At 69.4% G+C, this 18,445-nt stretch carries 14 protein-coding genes; 13 read left to right on the top strand and 1 reads right to left on the bottom strand.

From position 1 onward, the window contains the following. Positions 1-9: 9 nt before the first annotated feature. The 13 genes from cydB (at position 10) to holA (ending at position 17,986) form a co-directional block, all read left to right on the top strand. Complete coding sequence (gene cydB, locus AWU67_RS07240) at positions 10-1,035, top strand: cytochrome d ubiquinol oxidase subunit II (protein WP_067227383.1); 1,026 nt, start codon at positions 10-12, stop codon at positions 1,033-1,035. Further along, positions 1,032-2,741 (top strand): thiol reductant ABC exporter subunit CydD, encoded by a 1,710-nt coding sequence (gene cydD, locus AWU67_RS07235; RefSeq protein ID WP_067227380.1) that lies wholly within the window; start codon positions 1,032-1,034, stop codon positions 2,739-2,741. The genes cydB and cydD overlap by 4 nt, the downstream gene beginning before the upstream one ends. Beyond that, positions 2,731-4,539 carry a thiol reductant ABC exporter subunit CydC gene (cydC, locus tag AWU67_RS07230; protein WP_082716832.1) on the top strand — a complete coding sequence of 603 codons (1,809 nt, stop codon included), beginning with the start codon at positions 2,731-2,733 and terminating at the stop codon, positions 4,537-4,539. The genes cydD and cydC overlap by 11 nt, the downstream gene beginning before the upstream one ends. A gap of 9 nt (positions 4,540-4,548) precedes the next feature. After that, positions 4,549-6,015, top strand: a complete 1,467-nt coding sequence (locus tag AWU67_RS07225; protein ID WP_082716831.1) for an anthranilate synthase component I family protein — start codon at positions 4,549-4,551, stop codon at positions 6,013-6,015. 315 nt (positions 6,016-6,330) lie between these two features. After that, positions 6,331-6,822 (top strand): hypothetical protein, encoded by a 492-nt coding sequence (locus AWU67_RS07220; RefSeq protein ID WP_067227377.1) that lies wholly within the window; start codon positions 6,331-6,333, stop codon positions 6,820-6,822. A 599-nt stretch (positions 6,823-7,421) separates the two neighbouring features. Next, the gene (locus tag AWU67_RS07215) at positions 7,422-8,840 is read left to right on the top strand and encodes an HNH endonuclease signature motif containing protein (RefSeq protein WP_067227376.1); all 1,419 of its coding nucleotides are present in this window, start codon (positions 7,422-7,424) and stop codon (positions 8,838-8,840) included. 242 nt (positions 8,841-9,082) lie between these two features. Further along, positions 9,083-10,342 carry a low temperature requirement protein A gene (locus AWU67_RS07210; RefSeq protein ID WP_234407385.1) on the top strand — a complete coding sequence of 420 codons (1,260 nt, stop codon included), beginning with the start codon at positions 9,083-9,085 and terminating at the stop codon, positions 10,340-10,342. Positions 10,343-10,514: 172 nt separating this feature from the next. Then, positions 10,515-10,913: a hypothetical protein gene (locus AWU67_RS07205; protein WP_067227374.1), complete on the top strand. Its 399-nt coding sequence runs from the start codon at positions 10,515-10,517 to the stop codon at positions 10,911-10,913. After that, a complete protein-coding gene (locus AWU67_RS07200) occupies positions 10,910-11,101 on the top strand; it encodes a helix-turn-helix transcriptional regulator (RefSeq protein WP_067227373.1) in 192 nt (63 codons plus the stop codon). The genes AWU67_RS07205 and AWU67_RS07200 overlap by 4 nt, the downstream gene beginning before the upstream one ends. A 136-nt stretch (positions 11,102-11,237) precedes the next feature. Then, positions 11,238-13,769 (top strand): leucine--tRNA ligase, encoded by a 2,532-nt coding sequence (gene leuS / locus AWU67_RS07195; protein WP_082716830.1) that lies wholly within the window; start codon positions 11,238-11,240, stop codon positions 13,767-13,769. 114 nt (positions 13,770-13,883) lie between these two features. Beyond that, complete coding sequence (locus tag AWU67_RS07190; RefSeq protein ID WP_067227371.1) at positions 13,884-14,585, top strand: ComEA family DNA-binding protein; 702 nt, start codon at positions 13,884-13,886, stop codon at positions 14,583-14,585. A 23-nt stretch (positions 14,586-14,608) separates the two neighbouring features. Then, positions 14,609-16,945 carry a ComEC/Rec2 family competence protein gene (locus tag AWU67_RS07185; protein ID WP_160329730.1) on the top strand — a complete coding sequence of 779 codons (2,337 nt, stop codon included), beginning with the start codon at positions 14,609-14,611 and terminating at the stop codon, positions 16,943-16,945. 27 nt (positions 16,946-16,972) lie between these two features. Beyond that, the gene (holA, locus tag AWU67_RS07180; RefSeq protein WP_067227369.1) at positions 16,973-17,986 is read left to right on the top strand and encodes a DNA polymerase III subunit delta; all 1,014 of its coding nucleotides are present in this window, start codon (positions 16,973-16,975) and stop codon (positions 17,984-17,986) included. Between the two features lie 188 nt (positions 17,987-18,174). Here holA and rpsT read toward each other — a convergent pair whose 3' ends face one another. Next, complete coding sequence (gene rpsT / locus AWU67_RS07175; RefSeq protein ID WP_067227368.1) at positions 18,175-18,435, bottom strand: 30S ribosomal protein S20; 261 nt, start codon at positions 18,433-18,435, stop codon at positions 18,175-18,177. Positions 18,436-18,445: the final 10 nt, after the last annotated feature.

Below are 18,445 nucleotides of genomic sequence, written 5' to 3'. Positions count from 1 at the left end.
GAGATAATCATGGATCTTGGCATTCTCTGGTTCTGGATCGTTGCCGGTCTCTTCATCGGCTACTTCATCCTGGACGGCTTCGACTTCGGCGTCGGCATGACGCTGCCCTTCCTGGGCAAGGACGATCTCGATCGTCGTGTGCTCATCAACACCATCGGCCCCGTCTGGGACCTCAATGAGACCTGGGTGATCGTCGCAGGCGCCTGCCTGTTCGCGGCCTTCCCGGAGTGGTACGCCACCCTGTTCAGCGGCTTCTACCTGGCGCTGCTGCTCATTCTGCTGGCCCTGATCGCCCGCGGTGTCTCGTTCGAGTACCGGCACCAGCGGCCGGAGTCGCGCTGGAAGAAGTGGTTCGACGGCATGATCATCGTCGGCTCCGTCGTGCCGGCGCTGCTCTGGGGTGTCGCCTTCGCCAACATCGTGCAGGGCGTCGCGATCGATGCTGACTTCAACTACACGGGCACGCTGTTCGACCTGTTGAACCCGTACGCGCTGCTCGGCGGCCTCACCACCCTGATGCTGTTCTTCACCCACGGCGCGATCTTCGTCTCGCTGAAGACGGACGGCGAGATCCGAGAGCGCGCACGCAAGCTCGCCACCAAGGCCGGCGTCGTGACGATCGTGATCGCGGCATCGTTCCTGGTGTGGACGGCGTTCATCGCCGAGTTCAAGGTGGCCTACCTGGTGCTAGCGGCACTGGCCGCGGTCTGCCTGATCGGCGCCTGGCTGTTCAACCTGCGCGGCTCTGAGGGTGTCTCCTTCGCCCTGATGGCGGCGACGATCGCCCTCGCGGTGCTGTCGCTGTTCACGGCGCTGTTCCCGAACGTCATGCCCTCGACCACCGACGTGGCCAACAGCCTGACGATCGCCAACGCCTCCAGCTCCGAGTACACGCTGACGGTGATGAGCTGGACGGCGCTGATCTTCCTGCCGCTGATCCTGCTCTACCAGGGCTGGACCTACTGGGTGTTCCGCAAGCGCGTCAGCCGGGCCACGATCGAGGCGGCCACGGGCGTCGCCGCCCACGCGGCGTGAGTCAGACCGACACCGAGACACGGGGCGCGCGGGCATCGCGCGCCCCCATCGACCCGCGCCTGCTTCGGCGGGCGCGGGCGATGCGCGGTTTCCTGGCACTCGGCGGCCTGCTCGGACTGCTCCAAACGGCGTCCATCATCGGCTTCGCCTGGTTCGTCTCCGTGCTGGTGACCGGCGCCATCGACGGCCAGAGCGTCGCCGAGCTCTCCGGATCCTTCGCCGCGCTGGCGGCGATGGTGTTGCTCCGGGCCTTCACGGTCTGGGCGATGGATGCCGCGGCGGCGGCAGGAGCCGCCCGGGTGAAGAGCCAGCTGCGGGTTTCGGTGCTCGCCGGCATCCGCAAGCTCGGCCCGTCTTGGACTGCGCAGCGGGGGAGCGCGGCCACCGCGACCCTCGTCGGCCCGGGGCTCGACGCGCTTGACGGCTACTTCGGGAAGTACCTTCCGCAGTTGATCCTGACGGCGATCGCGACGCCGCTGCTCGTGATCGCGATCTTCCTGAATGACTGGCTGAGTGCGCTGATCGTCGCCATCGCTCTGCCGGTCATTCCCCTGTTCATGGTGCTGATCGGCATGGCCACCCAAGCTGTGCAGCGTAAGCAGTGGGATGCCCTGCAACACCTGAGTGGCAGCTTCCTCGACGTCGTCGGGGGCCTCGCCACCCTCAAGATTTTCGGCCGTGAGCGCCGCCAGCTCACCCGCATCCGCACGGTGACAGAGAGCTACCGCTCCGAAACAATGAAGGTGCTTCGCCTTTCCTTCCTCAGTGGCTTCGTGCTCGAACTGGCCGGCAGCCTCTCGGTTGCGCTCATCGCCGTGACGATCGGACTGCGCCTGCTCGACGGCGACCTGACGCTCGGTGTCGGACTGTTCGTGCTGATCCTCGCGCCTGAGGTGTTCCTGCCCGTGCGCAACGTCGGCGCTCAGTACCACGCCGCTGCGGAGGGCGTCACGGCTGCGGCCGACGTCTTCGACGTGCTCGAGCAGGCCGAGGCCCTCCCCAAGCAGCAGACGGCTGCCGCCGCCTCAACGGCCGCCCCGAGCACTGCTGTGGCGGCTGCGCGCGGCGGCACCCTGCGCCTGCAGGATCTCAGCGTGCACCGCGGCGACCGGCTGATCGTCGACCGGTTCTCGGCTGAGTTCGAGCCGGGCACCCTGTCGGTGCTGGCCGGGCCGAGCGGCGCGGGCAAGTCCACCATCCTGGCGGCCCTGCTCGGCTTCGTGCCCTTCGACGGCACGGTCAGTCTCGGCGGCCTCCACGCGCTTCGCCGCGACGACGTGGCCTGGTCAGGGCAGAACCCGGCGCTCGGCAGTGGGAGCGTGGCCGAGAACGTCGCGCTCGGCGGAAGGCTCGCACCCGGCAGCGCGGAGCGCGCCGAGCTGCTCGAACGCAGCATGCGCCTCGCCGTGGCATCCGGGATCGACCCCGAACTGACGCTCGGCGTCGGCGGGGCAGGGCTCTCGGGCGGGCAGGCGCAGCGCGTCGGCCTGGCCCGCGCCTTCTACCGGTGGCAGGAGCGCAGCACGCCTGTGCTGTTGCTTGACGAGCCCAGCTCGGCGCTCGACGCCGAGACGGAGGCGCGCCTGCTCGGCTCGCTCCGTGAGGCCGCCGACGCCGGCGCAATCGTGATCGTTGTGAGCCATCGGCAGGCCGTATTGGCCGGCGCCGATCGGATCGTGTGGCTGGAGACCGTGCATGTTGATTGAGAACGCCTCGCTGGGCCCGGCCGCGCCGATCGCCAGCCAGAATGCCACGGCAGACGCCCGCGAGGTTCTGAGGCACGCTCAGCCCGGCCCGCGCCGCTTCGCGCCCGGCCTGATCTTCGCGCTGCTCGGTGCGATCTCGGCCGTCGCGCTGCTGGCCTGCTCGGCGTGGCTGATCGCCCGCGCCGCCGAGCAGCCGCAGCTCGCCTACCTCTCGGTCGCCGTCGTCGGCGTGCGCGCCTTCGCCCTGAGCCGCTCCGCGTTCCGCTACGTCGACCGGCTGGCCAGCCACGATGCCGCCTTCCGGCAGCTGGCCGAGCTGCGAGTCGCCGTGTTCCAGCGGCTGATCCCGCTCGCCCCGGCCGGGCTGGCCCGCACCAAGCGCGGGGACCTGCTCAGCCGGCTGGTGAGCGACGTCGACGCCCTGCAAGACCTCCCGTTGCGTGTCGTCCAGCCCTTGTTGGTCTCCGGCATCGTCGCGGTGCTGAGCGTCGCCGGCGTCTGGCTCGTGCTGCCACAGGCCGCACTCACCCTGCTGATCTGCCTGGTCGTCGCATTCCTGGCCGGCACCCTGCTGCATGCCGCCATCGCCGCCAGAGCCGAGCGTCGGCTCGCCCCGGGCCGCGGAGCCCTCATGCAACAGCTGCTGGACTTCATCGGCTCGCTCGATGTGCTGCTCGCATTCGGCGCCGTCGATGAGCGGCTTGAGCAGTTGAACCGCACGGATGCCGCGCTGCGCCGGGACGGCGTGAAAGCGTCACTCGGCGCGGGCCTGGCCGCCTCCGCAATGACGTTCGCCGCCGGCATCGCCACGCTGCTCGCGATCCTTGTCGGAGCGCCCGTGCTCGAGGGACCGCAGTTGGCCATCGTCGCTCTCGTGCCGCTGGCCGTGTTCGAGGTGTGCGGCATGGTTCCGCTGGCCGTCGGCGCCTGGCGCCAGGTGCGCTCCAGCGCCGAGCGGGTGGCCCGGATCGCGCCGGACACAGTGCCGAACGGCATTCCTCTTGAGCCGACTAGCGCTGCGCCGGCATCCGCCGATCTTGAGCCGCGTGAGCCCGACGCGGGGCGCCTGCCCGCCCCGACCGTCGCCCTCAGCGGGCTGTCGGCGCGCTGGCCCGATCTCGACGGCGGCGACCCCGACGCCGATCCCGAGCTCGCGCCCGGGGCGGCGCTCGATGGCATCAGCTTCGGCGTCGCCCCCGGCGAGCGGGTGCTCGTGCGTGGCGAGAGTGGTGCGGGCAAGACCACCCTGGCCAACGTGCTCGTGCGCTTCCTCGACTACCAGGGCGGCTTCACCGTGGGCGGCCGCGAGGCCAAAGCGATGCCGCCGGCCGAGCTGCGCCGCACCATCGGGCTGTGCGAGCAGAACCCGTGGATCTTCGACTCCTCGCTGCGGCAGAACCTGCTCTTCGCCCGCGAGAACGCCGACGACGCAGAGCTGAACGCGGTGCTCGCCCGCGTCGGCCTGGCCGACTGGGCCGCCGGCCGTGGCGGCCTCGACGCCGAGCTGGGGGAGCGCGGCGCGCTCGTCTCCGGCGGGCAGGCTCAACGCATCGCCCTCGCCCGGGCGCTGCTGGCCGACTTCCCGGTGCTCGTCGTCGACGAGCCGACTGCCAACGTCGACGCCGCTCAGGCCGATGCGCTGATGCGCGACATCCTCTCGGCGACCGATCGCTCCGAGCGCGGCGTTGCCCGCAGCGTGATCCTGATCTCTCACGACTCGGTGCCCGCCGAACTGATCGATCGGGAGCTGCTGCTCCGCGACGGGCGACTCGTGGGGGCGGGCGAGCCGACCGCCTAGGCTTGGAGGGTGAACCGCCCGCCCTCCCCGACTGTGCTTGAACTCGAGCTGCCGGGCTGGCTGGAACCCGCCTCCGTGTTCGAGGTGCTGTACGGCGCGCGGGCGCACGCGTTCTGGCTGGACGGCGGGGCCGGCGCCGAGAGCGGCACCAGCTACATGGGCGCCCCGGGCGTTGGCGCGCGGGTCGTGACCGCCTCTGTTCCGCAGGGAACGCTCACGGTTTCGACGCTCCTGGCGCGTGGGACCCTCGAATCCGAGACCGTGCCCGCTGACATCTTCGACTTCCTGCGCGCCGAGATCGGCACGCAGACGCCGGTGACGGCTGCCGGGCACGAGAGCGCCCACGAGCTGCCGGGATTCCGCCTCGGCTGGGTCGGCTGGCTCGGCTACGAGCTCGGCGCCGCACTCGTCGGAACGCCGGCTCACACAGCCAGGACCCCGGATGCTGCCCTGCTCGAGATCGACCGCGCTCTGGCCTTTGACCACGCGGCCGAGACGGTCACTCTGCTGCTGCGGGCGAGCGGTGACACCGAGGCAGATACCGCCGCGCTCGACGCCTGGCGCGGGGAGATTGTCGCGGCGCTGGGCGCCGCGGCATCCGCCACCCCTCACCTGGCTGACGAGCCGCCTGCCACGACGGCGCCCATCGCCACCTGGCGGCACGCGCCAGAGCGCTACGCCGAGCTGATCGCCGACTGTCAGGCCGCCATCCACCGCGGCGACGCCTACCAACTCTGCCTGACCAACGAGATCCGGGTTTCCTTTCCACGCGGCGAGCAGCTCGACCCGCTCGAGACCTACCTGCGCTTGCGGGCGTCCAGTCCAACCCACCATGGTGGGCTGCTGCGGGTCGGCGCCGTGTCGCTGCTCTCGGCCAGTCCGGAGCAGTTCCTCGCGGTGACGGCCGGCGGTCATGTGACCACCAAGCCCATTAAGGGCACCCGTCGACGCGCGGCCGGCCTTGCCCGCGACCTCGAATTGCGCGCCGAACTCGAGTCGAGCGACAAGGAGCGCGCCGAGAACCTGATGATCGTCGACCTGATGCGCAACGACCTCGGCAAGATCAGCCGGCTCGGCTCCGTCGGCGTCTCGAAGCTGCTGGCCGTCGAGAGTTACGCGCACGTGCACCAGCTGGTCAGCACGATCGAGTCGCAACTGGCCGACGGACTCAGCGGTGTAGATGCCGTCGAGGCGAGCTTCCCCGCCGGGTCGATGACAGGTGCGCCGAAGATCAGCGCCATGACCATCCTCGACGGACTGGAACAAGGCCCGCGCGGCATCTACTCCGGCGTCTTCGGCTACTTCGGGCAGGACGGTGCCGTCGACCTCGCCATGGTCATCCGCTCCATCGTGCTGGATGACGCCGGCGCCAGTATCGGCACCGGCGGCGGTATCACCGCACTCTCGGTCGCCGCCGAAGAGGTCGAGGAGACCCAGATCAAGGCCGCCGCTCTCCTCGCCGTCCTCGGCGCCTAGCCCTCCACTCTCCGCGTCGGCCGGGCCCCCTTCCACGTCGGCTGAGGGAGCGAGGAACGAGCGACCGAAGCCCGGCTTCCAACCCGATCGTCCGGCTAGCTCCGCGCTGGTTGAGCCCTTTCCCGCCGGTTGAGCACTTTCCCGCTGGTTGAGCCCTTTCCCGCTGGTTGAGCCTGTCGAAACCCCACCAGGCCTCACGCTGTGTCGGGGCTTCAGTCGCTGGCGCTCCTTCCAGCCGGCGTTCAACTCCCGGCCCCTGTGATTCGCTCATGGAAAGCCGCGCAGAAAGCAGTTCTGAATGAGTAGCATTCGGAAATGACCGCCGACAAGTTGAGCCGGACCCTCACAACTCGCTTCAAAACTCCGCGCGATCGATTTCGTGTGACTCGACCGTTGCCGATCGTGCTGCAACTCGGGTTCTGGCTCCTGATAGCCCAGATCGCGGCAAGTATTGTCGGGTCCATCGCGAGCGCGGCCCAGTATGGCTGGCCGCCAACTCTGGCGGGCCGCCCTCCGATCGGGGCTGGCGTCTCGACCGCTGCAGCCGTTTTCCTGCTGCTGATTCTTGTCTTCCATACCGCTCTTGCGCTCCTAGTGCGGCGCGGCGTCAACTGGGCTCGCATCCTGGTCACCATGTTCTGCGCACTCAATGTAGTAATGACTGTCGGACAGCTAGACCTGCTCATCCAGATTGAGAACGTTGCCCACGTTGCCGCTGTCGTGCTGATCTGGTTGCCGCGCTCGAATGAGTTTTTCCGGCAGATCAAGAAGGACCGGGAAGCGCACCGATCGCTGCAATTCTCCTGAATCACCAGTCGGCTTCAGAGCGGGAAGTGCCGAACGAGTGGGGCTCCGCCCAGAGCGCGCCGCTTCCGTCTGATCCGCGGGCGCGATCCGCTTGAGGTGCACCGCTCCTCGGCCTCTTGCCACGTCGGCTGAGGGAGCGAGGTACGAGCGACCGAAGCCCGGCCTTCAGCCAGGCCGCTCCAGGTCGTCCCCGCTGGTTGAGTCCTTTCCCGTTGGTTGAGCCTGTCGAAACGGCTCCGTTGGTTGAGCCTGTCGAAACGGCTCCGTTGGTTGAGCCTGTCGAAACGGCTCCGCTGGTTGAGCCTGTCGAAACGGCTCCGCTGGTTGAGCCTGTCGAAACCCGGCTCAGTGTCCCGCACTGTCAGGGCTTCAGTCGCTGGCGCTCCCTCCAGCCGACGTGCGACTCCCGCCCGCCCCGCATCGCCCGGCGCCCCTCTCCACGTCGGCTGAGGGAGCGAGGAACGAGCGACCGAAGCCCGGCTTTCAACCCGATCGGCCCATCTCTTCCGACGCTACCGCACCCCACTGACACGGCGAAAACTTATCCACATCAGGGATTTAATCCGTTCGACACGCCCGCTCTCGCGTAGAATTGTGGTATGCGAACAGCCGCCCCGAACCTCATCGAGGAGGTCAGCACAGCCCAGGCCGAACTGGCCGCCGTGCTGACCGGGGTGGACGAGCGGATGCTGCACGACGACCCCCTGCTGCAGCTGACCGGCGCCATTGAACGCGCCGCCGTGCTGCTGGATTCCTGGCGGGTGCGCCTAGCCGGCGAGGTCGGCGCGCGCTCCCGCCGCGAGCTCGGCGAGGACCGCCTCTCGGCGAAGAAGGGCTGCCGCAATGCCGTGGAACTCCTGGCTCGGATCACGCTGGCCGCTGAGCGCACCCTCACCCAGCGGATGCGGGTGGGTGAGGCCACGAGACCGCGCACCGCACTGACCGGGGACACGCTCCCCGCCGCCTTCCCCGAGGCAGCCGCGGCCCTCCGTTCCGGCATCCTCGGCTACGACAGTGCCCTGGCCATCATCGACACCCTCGCCCCGATCCGGGCCCGGGTCGGCGACCTCAACCTGGAACGGGCCGAGCACGCCCTCGTCGCCGCTGCCACCGGCCCCACCATCGAGTCCCCACTGCCGTTCAGTGCCGACGAGGTCCGCGGGCAGGCCCGCGTCTGGGAACAAGTGCTGGACCCGGACGGCACTGTGCCGGCTGAGGAGCAGGCGATGGCCGCCCGCGGCATCGGCGCCGGGCTCACCCGGGACGGCCTGGTGCACCGCAAGATGGCGTTGCTGCCGGAGATTGACGCGAAGTTCGAGACATTGCTGAACGCGTACCTGAACCCGCGCAGCAAACCCACCTTCACTGACCCCGATCCCGATGCCCCGAAAGACCCGCGCGCCACCGCGCAAGCCCGGCACGACGTCTTCGCCAGCCTGATCGACGGTGCCTCCCGCTCCGCCGACGTGCCCCGGATCGGTGGGGCGGCCCCGACCGTGCTGGTCTCCGTGCGGCAGGCCGACCTGACCGCCCGTTGCGGGTCCGGGTTCATTGAGGGCTGCGACGCGGCCTTGTCGATGCGGGCGGTGGAGCAGCTCGCCTGCACCGGCGGCACCCAAACCGTCCTGATCGGCGACGACGGCCGACTGGTCAGCCTGAGCACGTCGGATCGGGTGTTCAACGCCGCCCAACGCCGGGCGATCACCCTCCGTGACGGCGGCTGCATCATCCCGGGGTGCACGATCCCGGCTGCCTGGTCCGAGATCCACCACGTGATCGCGCACCGGGACGGCGGTAAAACTGAGGTGTGCAATGGTGTGCTGTTGTGTTGGCTCCACCACCGCACGATTGAGACCAGCGGTTGGCGCATCCTGATGATCGACGGGGTCCCGCATGTGAAACCGCCGCCGTGGCTCCGCGGTGGCCGCTCCGACGCCGAGACGCCCTGGCGCAGAGCGACGAAGTCCCGCCCCCAGCTCGCCGACCTCCTCGAGAGACATCCGGTACTGGTCGAGTAGGTCGCAGCACCGTATCGAGACCCACGCACCACCTGAAACTCACAGTGCGCCGGGCAGCCCGCCCCGCCCCGCCCCGCCGCGAAGCGCAGCACAGCTCAGCATCCGATCGGGAGGCACTCGGAGGTTAGGGAGGCCGGAAGCAGGCCACAACGGCCTCCCGATCGCGCGTCAGCCTCCCAATGCTGCGCGTGCCACCGCGTGCGCCGTACACTGCTCCCATTGTGAACGTGGGGGAGGCCCGCATGAGTGAGTTCCCGGCCCCCGAGCCCCGCATCCGGCCAATGCGCGGCCGGGACCCGTTCGAGGAGCACCGCGCCTCCACGCCGCTGGAACTCCTCTTCGATCTCACCTTCGCCGTCGCGTTTGGCGTGGCCGGCAACCAGTTCGCCCATCTGGTTGCAGAGGGCCACCTGGTCAGCGGCCTGGCCGGCTTCGGCTTCGCTATGTTCGCCGTCGTCTGGGCCTGGATTAACTTCTCCTGGTTCGCCTCGGCGTTCGACACCGACGACTGGCCGTACCGGGTCACGACGATGGTGCAGATGGTCGGCGTCCTGATCTTGGCCCTCGGCCTGCCCCAGCTCTTCGCCTCCATCGACCAGAAGGGCGCGATCGACAACGAGGTCGTGGTGTTGGGCTACGTCGCGATGCGCATCGCCATGGTCGCGCAATGGCTGCGCGCCGCGGCATCCGACCCCGTGCACCGCCCGGCCGCCGTCAGCTACGTCGTCACGCTGCTTGTCGCGCAAGCGGGTTGGGTGGTGCTGCTTGTCGCCCCGGTGACCGGTGCGCAGACCTTCATCTGGGGAAGTGTGCTCATCGTGGTCGAGATGAGCGGGCCCGTGATCGCCGAGCGGATGCGGGGCGGAACGCCCTGGCACGTAGGGCACATCGTCGAGCGCCACGCGCTGCTTGTGATCATCACGCTGGGCGAGGGGGTGATCGGCACCGTGGCGTCGATCTCGGCCGTCGTAGACCGGCAGGGTTGGAACCCGGATGCCGTGCTCGTAGCGGTCGCCGGCATCGGCCTGACCTTCGGGCTGTGGTGGACGTATTACATCCTGCCGTCCGCCGAGATTCTGAGTGTGAGGCGTAATCGTTCCTTCGTCTGGGGCTACGGCCACCTGCTCATCTTCGCGGCACTGGTCGCCGTGGGCACCGGGCTGCACTTGGCTGCCACCTTCATCGAGGGGCAGAGCGTGCTCGGCGCCACCGGCACCGTGCTCGCCCTGGCCCTGCCGGTCGGCCTGTTCATCATCTTCATCTACGCTCTCTACTCCTACCTGGTGCGGGTCACCGACTGGCTGCACGCACTGCTCCTTCTTGGCGGGCTGGGTGCGCTCCTGCTCGCGGTGTGGCTGGCGGATGCCGGCTTTCCGATGACGTGGTGCCTGATCGTCGTGACGGGCGCCCCGCTGATCACGGTCGTCGGCTACGAAAGCGTCGGCCACCGTCATCGGGATGCCGCATTGCGTATCGCCATCGGGCGCGCGGGTGCAGAATAGGCGCGTCTCTCGGCAGATCCAGTGCGACCCGGCCTCATCAAGAGTCTTGTCTGCATCATGCCGGTGGTGCCCGCGCTGCGGGCGATGCCGCATCCACAATGTAAAGGCACCTTGACAGTCGCGGTGGCCGCCGCTACGGTCAATGTAAAGGTTCATTTACACAAGGAGTGATATGCGCGCGTGGTTCACGTTGGTGGGTGCGGCACTGGGCGCGCTCCTCGCCGTCTGGGCATTGGCCAATGTTCTCCCCGCGGGCTACGAGGTGATCCCCAGAATCCTCTACGCCATCATCGTGTTCGGCGGTGCTGTCGGAGGCCTCGGGGTTCGCAAGCACAACGAGAAAAGGAACCGCGCCGCCGACGCTGACAGCGTGGAGCACCAGATTGCCATCCAGGCCAGAGCGGGGTCCTTTGTCGACGGGCTGGTCATCGCCGCGGCGTTCGGGCTCTACCTCGTCCTCACTGCGCAGTTCGAAACCGCCCTGCTCGTGTACGGCTTGCTCTGCGTGAGCATCGGCCTCTTCTGGGCACGGTATGCGATCCTTCGCCGAGGCATCAATCAGGCCGCATGAAGAACTCGCTGCTGGCTCTGCGACAGGCCCGTGGGATCTCGCAGGATGACCTCGGCAAACTGCTCGGAGTCTCCCGCCAGACGATCATCTCCATCGAGAAGGGGCGCTACGCGCCCAGCCTCGCCCTCGCCTTCAAGATCGCAGAGCACTTCGACACAACGATCGAATCCATCTTCACACCCGAGTGACCGGCGGGCCGAGCGCGCCATTCGAGGCGGGCCCGGCAATTGAGTACGCTAGAGCTTTGGGATTCGCGATGCTCTGGCCTCGCGAGCGCCGAGCCGTGGCGCTCCCTCACCGCATCCGCAATTGAATGAGAGTCACGTGGCACACGAGCAGGATTCCGCGAGCAGCAGGCACGACGACGAAGAGGTCTACGACTTCTCCGCCCTCCAGAAGAAGTGGCTGCCCATCTGGGACGAGCTCCAGCCGTTCAGCACGAGCAACCCCGATGACGAGCGCCCGCGCAAGTACGTGCTCGACATGTTCCCCTACCCCTCCGGCGACCTGCACATGGGGCACGCCGAGGTGTACGCGCTCGGCGATGTCGTCGCGCGCTACTGGCGCCAGCAGGGCTTCAACGTGATGCACCCGATCGGCTGGGACAGCTTCGGCCTGCCCGCCGAGAACGCCGCCATCAAGCGCGGCATCGACCCGCGCGGCTGGACCTACGACAACATCGCGCAGCAGAAGAAGAGCATGCGCCTGTACGCGGCCAGCTTCGACTGGGAGCGCGAGATCCACACCAGCGACCCCGAGTACTACAAGTGGAACCAGTGGCTGTTCCTCGAGCTGTACAAGGCCGGCCTGGCCTACCGCAAGGAGAGCTGGGTCAACTGGGATCCGGTAGACCAGACCGTGCTCGCCAACGAGCAGGTGCTGGCCGATGGCACCTCAGAGCGCAGCGGCGCCGTGGTCGTCAAGAAGCGACTCACCCAGTGGTACTTCAAGATCACCGATTACGCCGACCGTCTGCTGGACGACCTCGACCAGCTCGAGGGCCACTGGCCGTCGAAGGTGCTGCAGATGCAGCGCAACTGGATCGGCCGCTCCATCGGCGCCGACGTCGAGTTCGAGATCGAGGGCCGCGACGAGCGCATCCCCGTCTTCACGACCCGCCCCGACACCCTCTGGGGTGCCACGTTCATGGTTGTCGCCCCGGATGCCGCCCTGGCATCCGAGCTTGTCGAGGGCACCAGCCCCGAGGTGCAGCAGCGATTCGCCGACTACCTCACCGAGGTGGGGCACAGCAGCGAGATCGAGCGCCAGGCGACTGACCGGCCGAAGACCGGCGTGTTCCTCGAGCGCTATGCCGTCAACCCCGTCAACGGGGAGCGCCTGCCCATCTGGGCCGCCGACTACGTGCTGGCCGACTACGGCCACGGCGCCGTCATGGCCGTGCCCGCGCACGACCAGCGCGACCTCGACTTCGCACGCACCTTCGACCTGCCCGTGCGCGTCGTGCTCGACGTGCCGAACACCAACGAAGACGGTGCGAGCAACGACCCGAGCGAGACCGGCGTCGCCCTGTCCGGCGACGGCACCCTGATCAACTCGGGCCCCCTCGACGGGCTCCGCAAGGCCGAGGCCGTTCCCCGCGCCATCGAGATCCTCGAGGCCGAGGGCCGCGGCCGCGCCACCAAGAACTACCGCCTGCGCGACTGGCTGATCTCGCGCCAGCGCTACTGGGGTACCCCGATCCCGATCATCCACGGCGAAGACGGCACCGAGCACCCGGTGCCCGTCGAGCAGCTGCCCGTCCTGCTGCCGGATGCCGCAGGACTCGACCTGAAGCCCAAGGGCACCTCGCCGCTCGGCGGCGCAGCCGACTGGGTGAACGTGCCGAACCCGGTCGACGGCACCCCGGCCAAGCGCGATGCAGACACCATGGACACCTTCGTGGACAGCTCCTGGTACTTCCTACGCTTCCTCAACCCGAACGACGACACGAAGGCGTTCGACCCGGAGGAGGCACAGAAGTGGGCCCCCGTCGACCAGTACGTCGGCGGTGTTGAGCACGCCATCCTTCACCTGCTCTACGCGCGCTTCATCACCAAGGTGCTGCACGACCTCGGCTACCTGAGCTTCACCGAGCCGTTCAAGGCGCTGCTGAACCAGGGCATGGTCATCCTTGACGGCGCCAAGATGAGCAAGAGCAAGGGCAACATCGTCTTCTTCACCGAAGAGGTCGACAAGCACGGCGTCGACGCCGTGCGCCTGACGATGGCGTTCGCCGGCCCGCCGGAGGATGACATCGACTGGGCAGAGGTCTCGCCCGTCGGCTCCGCCAAGTTCCTGGCGCGCGCCTGGCGCGTCGCCAACGATGTCACGAGCGAGCCCGGCGTCGACCCCGCCACGGGCGACCCGGCCCTCCGCCGCGTCACGCACCGCTTCCTCGCCGACGCCCCGGGCCTGACGGAGGCGTTCAAGTTCAACGTCGTCGTCGCCCGTCTGATGGAGCTCGTCAACGCCACGCGCAAGACGATCGACTCCGGCGCAGGCGCGGGCGACCCCGCTGTGCGTGAGGCCGCTGAGACCACCGCGCTCGCCCTTAACCTGTTCGCACCGTACCTGGCCGAGGAGATGTGGGAGAAGCTCGGTTTCGAGCCATCCGTCGCCCTCGTGCAGTGGCGCAAGGCTGACGAGTCGCTTCTCGTCGCCGAGTCGGTCACCGCCATCGTGCAGGTCAACGGCAAGGTGCGCGACCGCCTCGAGGTCTCGCCGCAGATCACCGACGCCGAGCTGGAGGCGCTGGCCATGGCTTCCGAGGCCGTGCAGAAGGCCATCGGTGGCGGCGAGATCGTCAAGGTCATCGTGCGCGCTCCGAAGCTCGTGAACATCGCGATCCGCGGCTAACAGCCCGCGGCAACATCACGGCGCCTCTCCTGCACACGCGGGGGAGGCGCCGTTGTTTTCCACAGTGCGGTGGCTGGCCGCTCCGACCGGCCAGCGGGTTCCTAGGCTGCCCATATGGAGTCTCCGCCCGGCGAACTGGCGCCGCCCGCCGAGCTGGTGCGGTCGGCCCGGGCGCCGTCCGCACGCGCCCGCCTGGGCGTCGGCGCCGCCATCGTGCTGTTCCTCATCGCGCTCGTGGCGGCCGTGTTGGTGTCCGCGTTCGGGTCCGCCGGAACGGAGGAGACGATCTCCGTCGGCGGCCCCGGCCCCGGCACTTCCTCTAACCCCGGCGCTTCCCCACAGCCCGGTGCGTCGGGCGGAGGGGAGGTTGCCGAGGCGCCGCTCTACGTGCACGTCTGGGGTGCGGTGGCGGATGCCGGCCTCTACCGGGTGGCGGCCGGCTCCCGCGTCGTCGACGTCATCGCCGCGGCCGGCGGTTTCGCCGATGACGCCGACCCCGCTGGGGTGAACCTGGCGCGTGCGCTCAGCGACGGCGAGCAGCTGCACGTGCCGCGCCTCGGCGAGGCACCGCCGCCGGTCGCGGCTCAGCCCGGCGGTGCAGCGGGCGCGGGCTCCGGTGTGCTGCCGCTCATCAACCTCAACACGGCGACGCAGGCGGAGCTCGAGACGCTGCCCCGGATCGGGCCGGCACTCGCCCAACGCATCCTCGACTGGCGCGAGGCGAATGGAGGGTTCGGCGCGGTGGATGACCTGCGCAGCGTCACCGGAATCGGGGCGAAGACCTTTGACGGCCTGAAAGACCTGGTGACCGTGTGAAGGCGCGGGCGCTGCTGCCCGCCGTGACTGCGTGGGCCGCCGCCCTGCTGGCGATCTGGCTGCCCGGCTGGCCCTTTGCGCCTGTGCTGTGGGCTGCGGCGGTGCTGGCGCTCGGGGCGGCGATCGTGCTGGCTCGCCGGGAGGGCCGGCATCCGCTCGCCGGCTGGCTGCCGCTTCTCTCCCTCTGCCTGAGCGCGGCGGCGCTGGTGAGCACGACCGCCGCCGTGCAGGGTCCGCAACGCCAGCCGGAGATGCTGCGCGCTGCCGCCGAGGACGGCCGGCCGGTCACGCTCAGCGGGATGATCCTCTCCATGCCGCAGGCGCAGAGCTTCGCCTTCGGCTTCGGGAACTCCGATCGGGTGCGCTTCGCCCTGCGGGTCGAGTCCGCGCAGAACAGCCGGGCGGGCCCCGTTGTTCGGCTTGCCGTGCCGATGCGGGCGTTCGTGGAGCTCCCGGCCGGAGTGGTTCCCCTCGACATCGGCACGCGGGTGTCGTTCACGGCGCGCCTCGTGCCGAACGCTCCCGGCGAGCCCGACGCCTTCCGTGCCTACGGAACCGGGCCGCTCGCCGTCGACTCGGCGCCGCCCTGGTACCTGGCGTGGGCGGCCGAGTTACGCGCCGAGTTCCGGGCGGCGGCGGCCCGCCTGCCGGGGGAGGGTGGCGCCCTCCTGCCGGGTCTCGCCCTCGGCGACACCAGCGCGGTCGGCGACGGGCTGGACCAGGCGATGAAGGCCAGCTCGCTCAGCCACCTGACGGCCGTCTCCGGCGCGAACTGCGCCATCGTGGTCGCCGCTGTGATGCTGCTCGGCGCCGGGCTGCGCCTGCGTCGAGGGGTGCGCATCGCCGTCGCATTGCTGGTGCTGCTCGCTTTCACCGTGCTCGTCACCCCGGAGCCGAGCGTGCTGCGCGCCGGGCTGATGGCGCTCATCGTGCTGCTCGGGATGGCATCTGGCCGGCCGGGCGGCGGCGTGCCCGCGCTCGGGCTGGCGACGCTCGTGCTGCTGGCGCTCGACCCATGGCTGGCCTCCAGTTACGGCTTCGCGCTCTCCGCTCTGGCCACGGCCGGGCTGCTGCTGCTGACCGCGCCCCTGGCCTCTGCACTGGGCCGCTGGATGCCGCGACCCCTCGCGCTGGCCCTCGCGCTGCCGCTCGCCGCGCAGCTGGCCTGCCAGCCCGTGCTCATCCTGCTGGCGCCGTCCGTGCCGTTGCTGGGCGTTCCTGCCAACCTGCTGGCCGGGCCCGCCGCACCCGCGGCCACCCTGCTCGGCCTGATCGGTTGTCTGCTTCTGCCCTGGCTGCCCTCGCTCGGATTCGCCGTCATCCAGCTCGCCTGGCTGCCCGCGGCCTGGATTGCGGCCGTCGCGCACACCGTCGCCGGGCTCCCGGGTGCCCGCGCACCCTGGCTCGACGGCCTGCTCGGCGCGCTGCTGCTGGCCGGCGCGAGCGGGCTCGCGCTCTGGCTGCTGCTGCGCGGAGCTGGGCGCCGCAAACCGCGCACCGTGCCGGTGATGCTTGCCGGCGTCGCCCTCATCGTGCTCGTCGGCGGGTACGGCGGGGCGCTGCTCGGCACCGGCGTCGTCCGCGGCTGGAGCCGGCCGGCCGATTGGCAGATCGCGCTCTGCGACGTCGGCCAGGGTGATGCGGTGCTGATTCGCGATGGAGGCCAGACCGCGCTGATCGACACCGGGCCAGAGCCTGCCCCGCTGCGCGCCTGCCTCGATACCCTCGGCGTCGAGCGCATCGATCTGCTCGTGCTCACCCACTACGACCTCGACCACATCGGCGGCCTCGCCGCGATCCGCGGGATGGTCGGCATCGCGCTCGTCGGGGTACCCAGCGGCCCGCGGGACGACCGGCTACTCGACCCGCTCCGTCAAGCAGGAGTTCCCGTGCAGGTGGCCGCGCGCGGGCAGCAGGGCGTGCTGGGCACCCTGCGCTGGCGGGTGCTCTGGCCGGCGACGCATGACGGCCCGCTCAGCACCGGCAACCCGGGCAGTGTCGTTCTGCTTGTCGAGGGCGGCGGCATCCGTTCGTTGTTCCTCGCCGACCTTGGCGCTGAATCCGAAGCGGCGCTGCAGGGCATGGAACCGCTCGGGCGGGTGGACGTCCTGAAGGTCGCCCACCACGGCTCATCAGACCAGAGCGCGGAGCTCTACCGGAGTCTGGCCGCTCCGCTCGGGCTGATCGGGGTGGGCGCGGACAACGGCTACGGGCACCCGACCTCGTCGCTGTTGGCCACGCTGAAAGCGAGCGGCACGCGGGCGTTCCGCAGCGATCTGCACGGCCTCGTTCTGGTGTCGCCGCGCCCGGCCGAGCACGACGCGGCGCTGCGGGTGTGGACGGAGCGCCGCGGCGACTAACCTTGAACTTTGAAGAGAGGGAGGCGCGTGGCTACTCGCACGACACCGGCACGAGGCAAGAGTTCCGTGGCCATTCCGCAGCTCGCGTGGAACCAGGTTCGACCCGCCCCGGTTGTGCTGGTCTCCGGCACGGAGGGCTTCCTCGCCGACCGCGCGATCCGCCGACTCCGCGACTTCCTGAAGGGCGAGGACCCGAGCATCGAGGTCGTCGACCTGGATGCAGACAGCTACGCCGCGGGGGAGCTGCTCACCGTCGCCAGCCCCTCGCTGTTCATGGAGCCGCGCTTCATCCGGGTCAACTCCGTCGAGAAGTGCACCGACGCGTTCATCACCGAGACGCTGGCCTACCTCGAGGACCCGGCCGAGAACACCTACCTGGTGCTTCGCCACAACGGCGGCGTGCGCGGCAAGAAGCTGCTCGACGCCCTGCGCGGCGGACTCGGCGGCGGCGTCGAGGTGGTCTGCGCAGAGCTCAAGAAGGATGCGGAGAAGTACGACTTCGCAGTCGCCGAGTTCAAGGCCGGATCGCGCCGGATCACGCCAGGCGCTTTGCGCGCCCTGGTCGGTGCGTTCAGCGACGACCTCGCCGAGCTGGCATCCGCCTGTCAGCAGCTGATGGACGACACCTCGAACGAAATCAACGAGTCCACCGTCGAGCGTTACTACGGTGGGCGCGTCGAGAGCAATGCCTTCAAGGTCGCGGATGCCGCCCTCGCAGGCCGCCGCGGCGAGGCGCTCGTCTCGTTGCGCCACGCCCTCGATTCCGGGGCCGACCCGGTTCCGATCGTCGCCGCCTTCGCCATGAAGGTGCGCACGATGGCGAAGGTCTCCGGCAACCGTGCCAGCGCCGCCGAGCTTGGCATGGCGCCGTGGATGCTGGAGCGCGCCCGCAAAGACCTGGCCGGCTGGAACGAGGACGGCCTGGCCCGCGCCATCGAGGCCCTCGCCGAGGCCGACGCCGGCGTCAAGGGTGCATCGCGTGACCCCGTCTACGCGATCGAACGCCTGATCGGCGTCATCGCCGCCCGCGGTCGCCACTAGCCCCGCGCGAACTCCCGCACGGCTCGCGGCCCTCGAAAAATCTCGCGGCCCCCGGTATAACGAGGGCCGCGAGACATTTCGAGGGCCGCGACGTGCTCGGATGCCGCGGGCGGCGGCGGATCAACGAGCCGAAGCGCAGAAAGGGCCCCGTCCGAAGACGGGGCCCTTCCTGAAACAGCGTCTGAAGCTTAGAGAGCTGCAACCTGCTTGGCGATAGCCGACTTGCGGTTCGCAGCCTGGTTCTTGTGCAGAACACCCTTGCTTACGGCCTTGTCGAGCGTCTTGCCTGCGGTACGCAGAGCCGACTCGGCAACAGCCTTGTCGCCGCCGGCGATCGCGGTGCGGGTCGCGCGGATAGCGGTCTTGACCTGGCTCTTGACAGCCTTGTTGCGCTCCTGGGCCTTCTTGTTGGTGCCGATGCGCTTGATCTGCGACTTGATGTTTGCCACGTTCAGTACG

The sequence above is a fragment of the Microterricola viridarii genome, assembly GCF_001542775.1.
Taxonomy (GTDB): domain Bacteria; phylum Actinomycetota; class Actinomycetes; order Actinomycetales; family Microbacteriaceae; genus Microterricola; species Microterricola viridarii_A.
This window is presented reverse-complemented; position numbering and strand designations above follow the sequence as displayed.

Excerpts from the sequence above, each read along its gene's own strand:
- AWU67_RS07190 (WP_067227371.1), top strand. The coding sequence starts at position 13,884 with ATGGAGTCTCCGCCCGGCGAACTGGCGCCGCCCGCCGAGCTGGTGCGG.
- cydC (WP_082716832.1), top strand. The coding sequence starts at position 2,731 with ATGTTGATTGAGAACGCCTCGCTGGGCCCGGCCGCGCCGATCGCCAGC.
- AWU67_RS07220 (WP_067227377.1), top strand. The coding sequence starts at position 6,331 with ATGACCGCCGACAAGTTGAGCCGGACCCTCACAACTCGCTTCAAAACT.
- AWU67_RS07210 (WP_234407385.1), top strand. The coding sequence starts at position 9,083 with ATGAGTGAGTTCCCGGCCCCCGAGCCCCGCATCCGGCCAATGCGCGGC.
- AWU67_RS07205 (WP_067227374.1), top strand. The coding sequence starts at position 10,515 with ATGCGCGCGTGGTTCACGTTGGTGGGTGCGGCACTGGGCGCGCTCCTC.
- cydB (WP_067227383.1), top strand. The coding sequence starts at position 10 with ATGGATCTTGGCATTCTCTGGTTCTGGATCGTTGCCGGTCTCTTCATC.
- AWU67_RS07200 (WP_067227373.1), top strand. The coding sequence starts at position 10,910 with ATGAAGAACTCGCTGCTGGCTCTGCGACAGGCCCGTGGGATCTCGCAG.
- AWU67_RS07215 (WP_067227376.1), top strand. The coding sequence starts at position 7,422 with ATGCGAACAGCCGCCCCGAACCTCATCGAGGAGGTCAGCACAGCCCAG.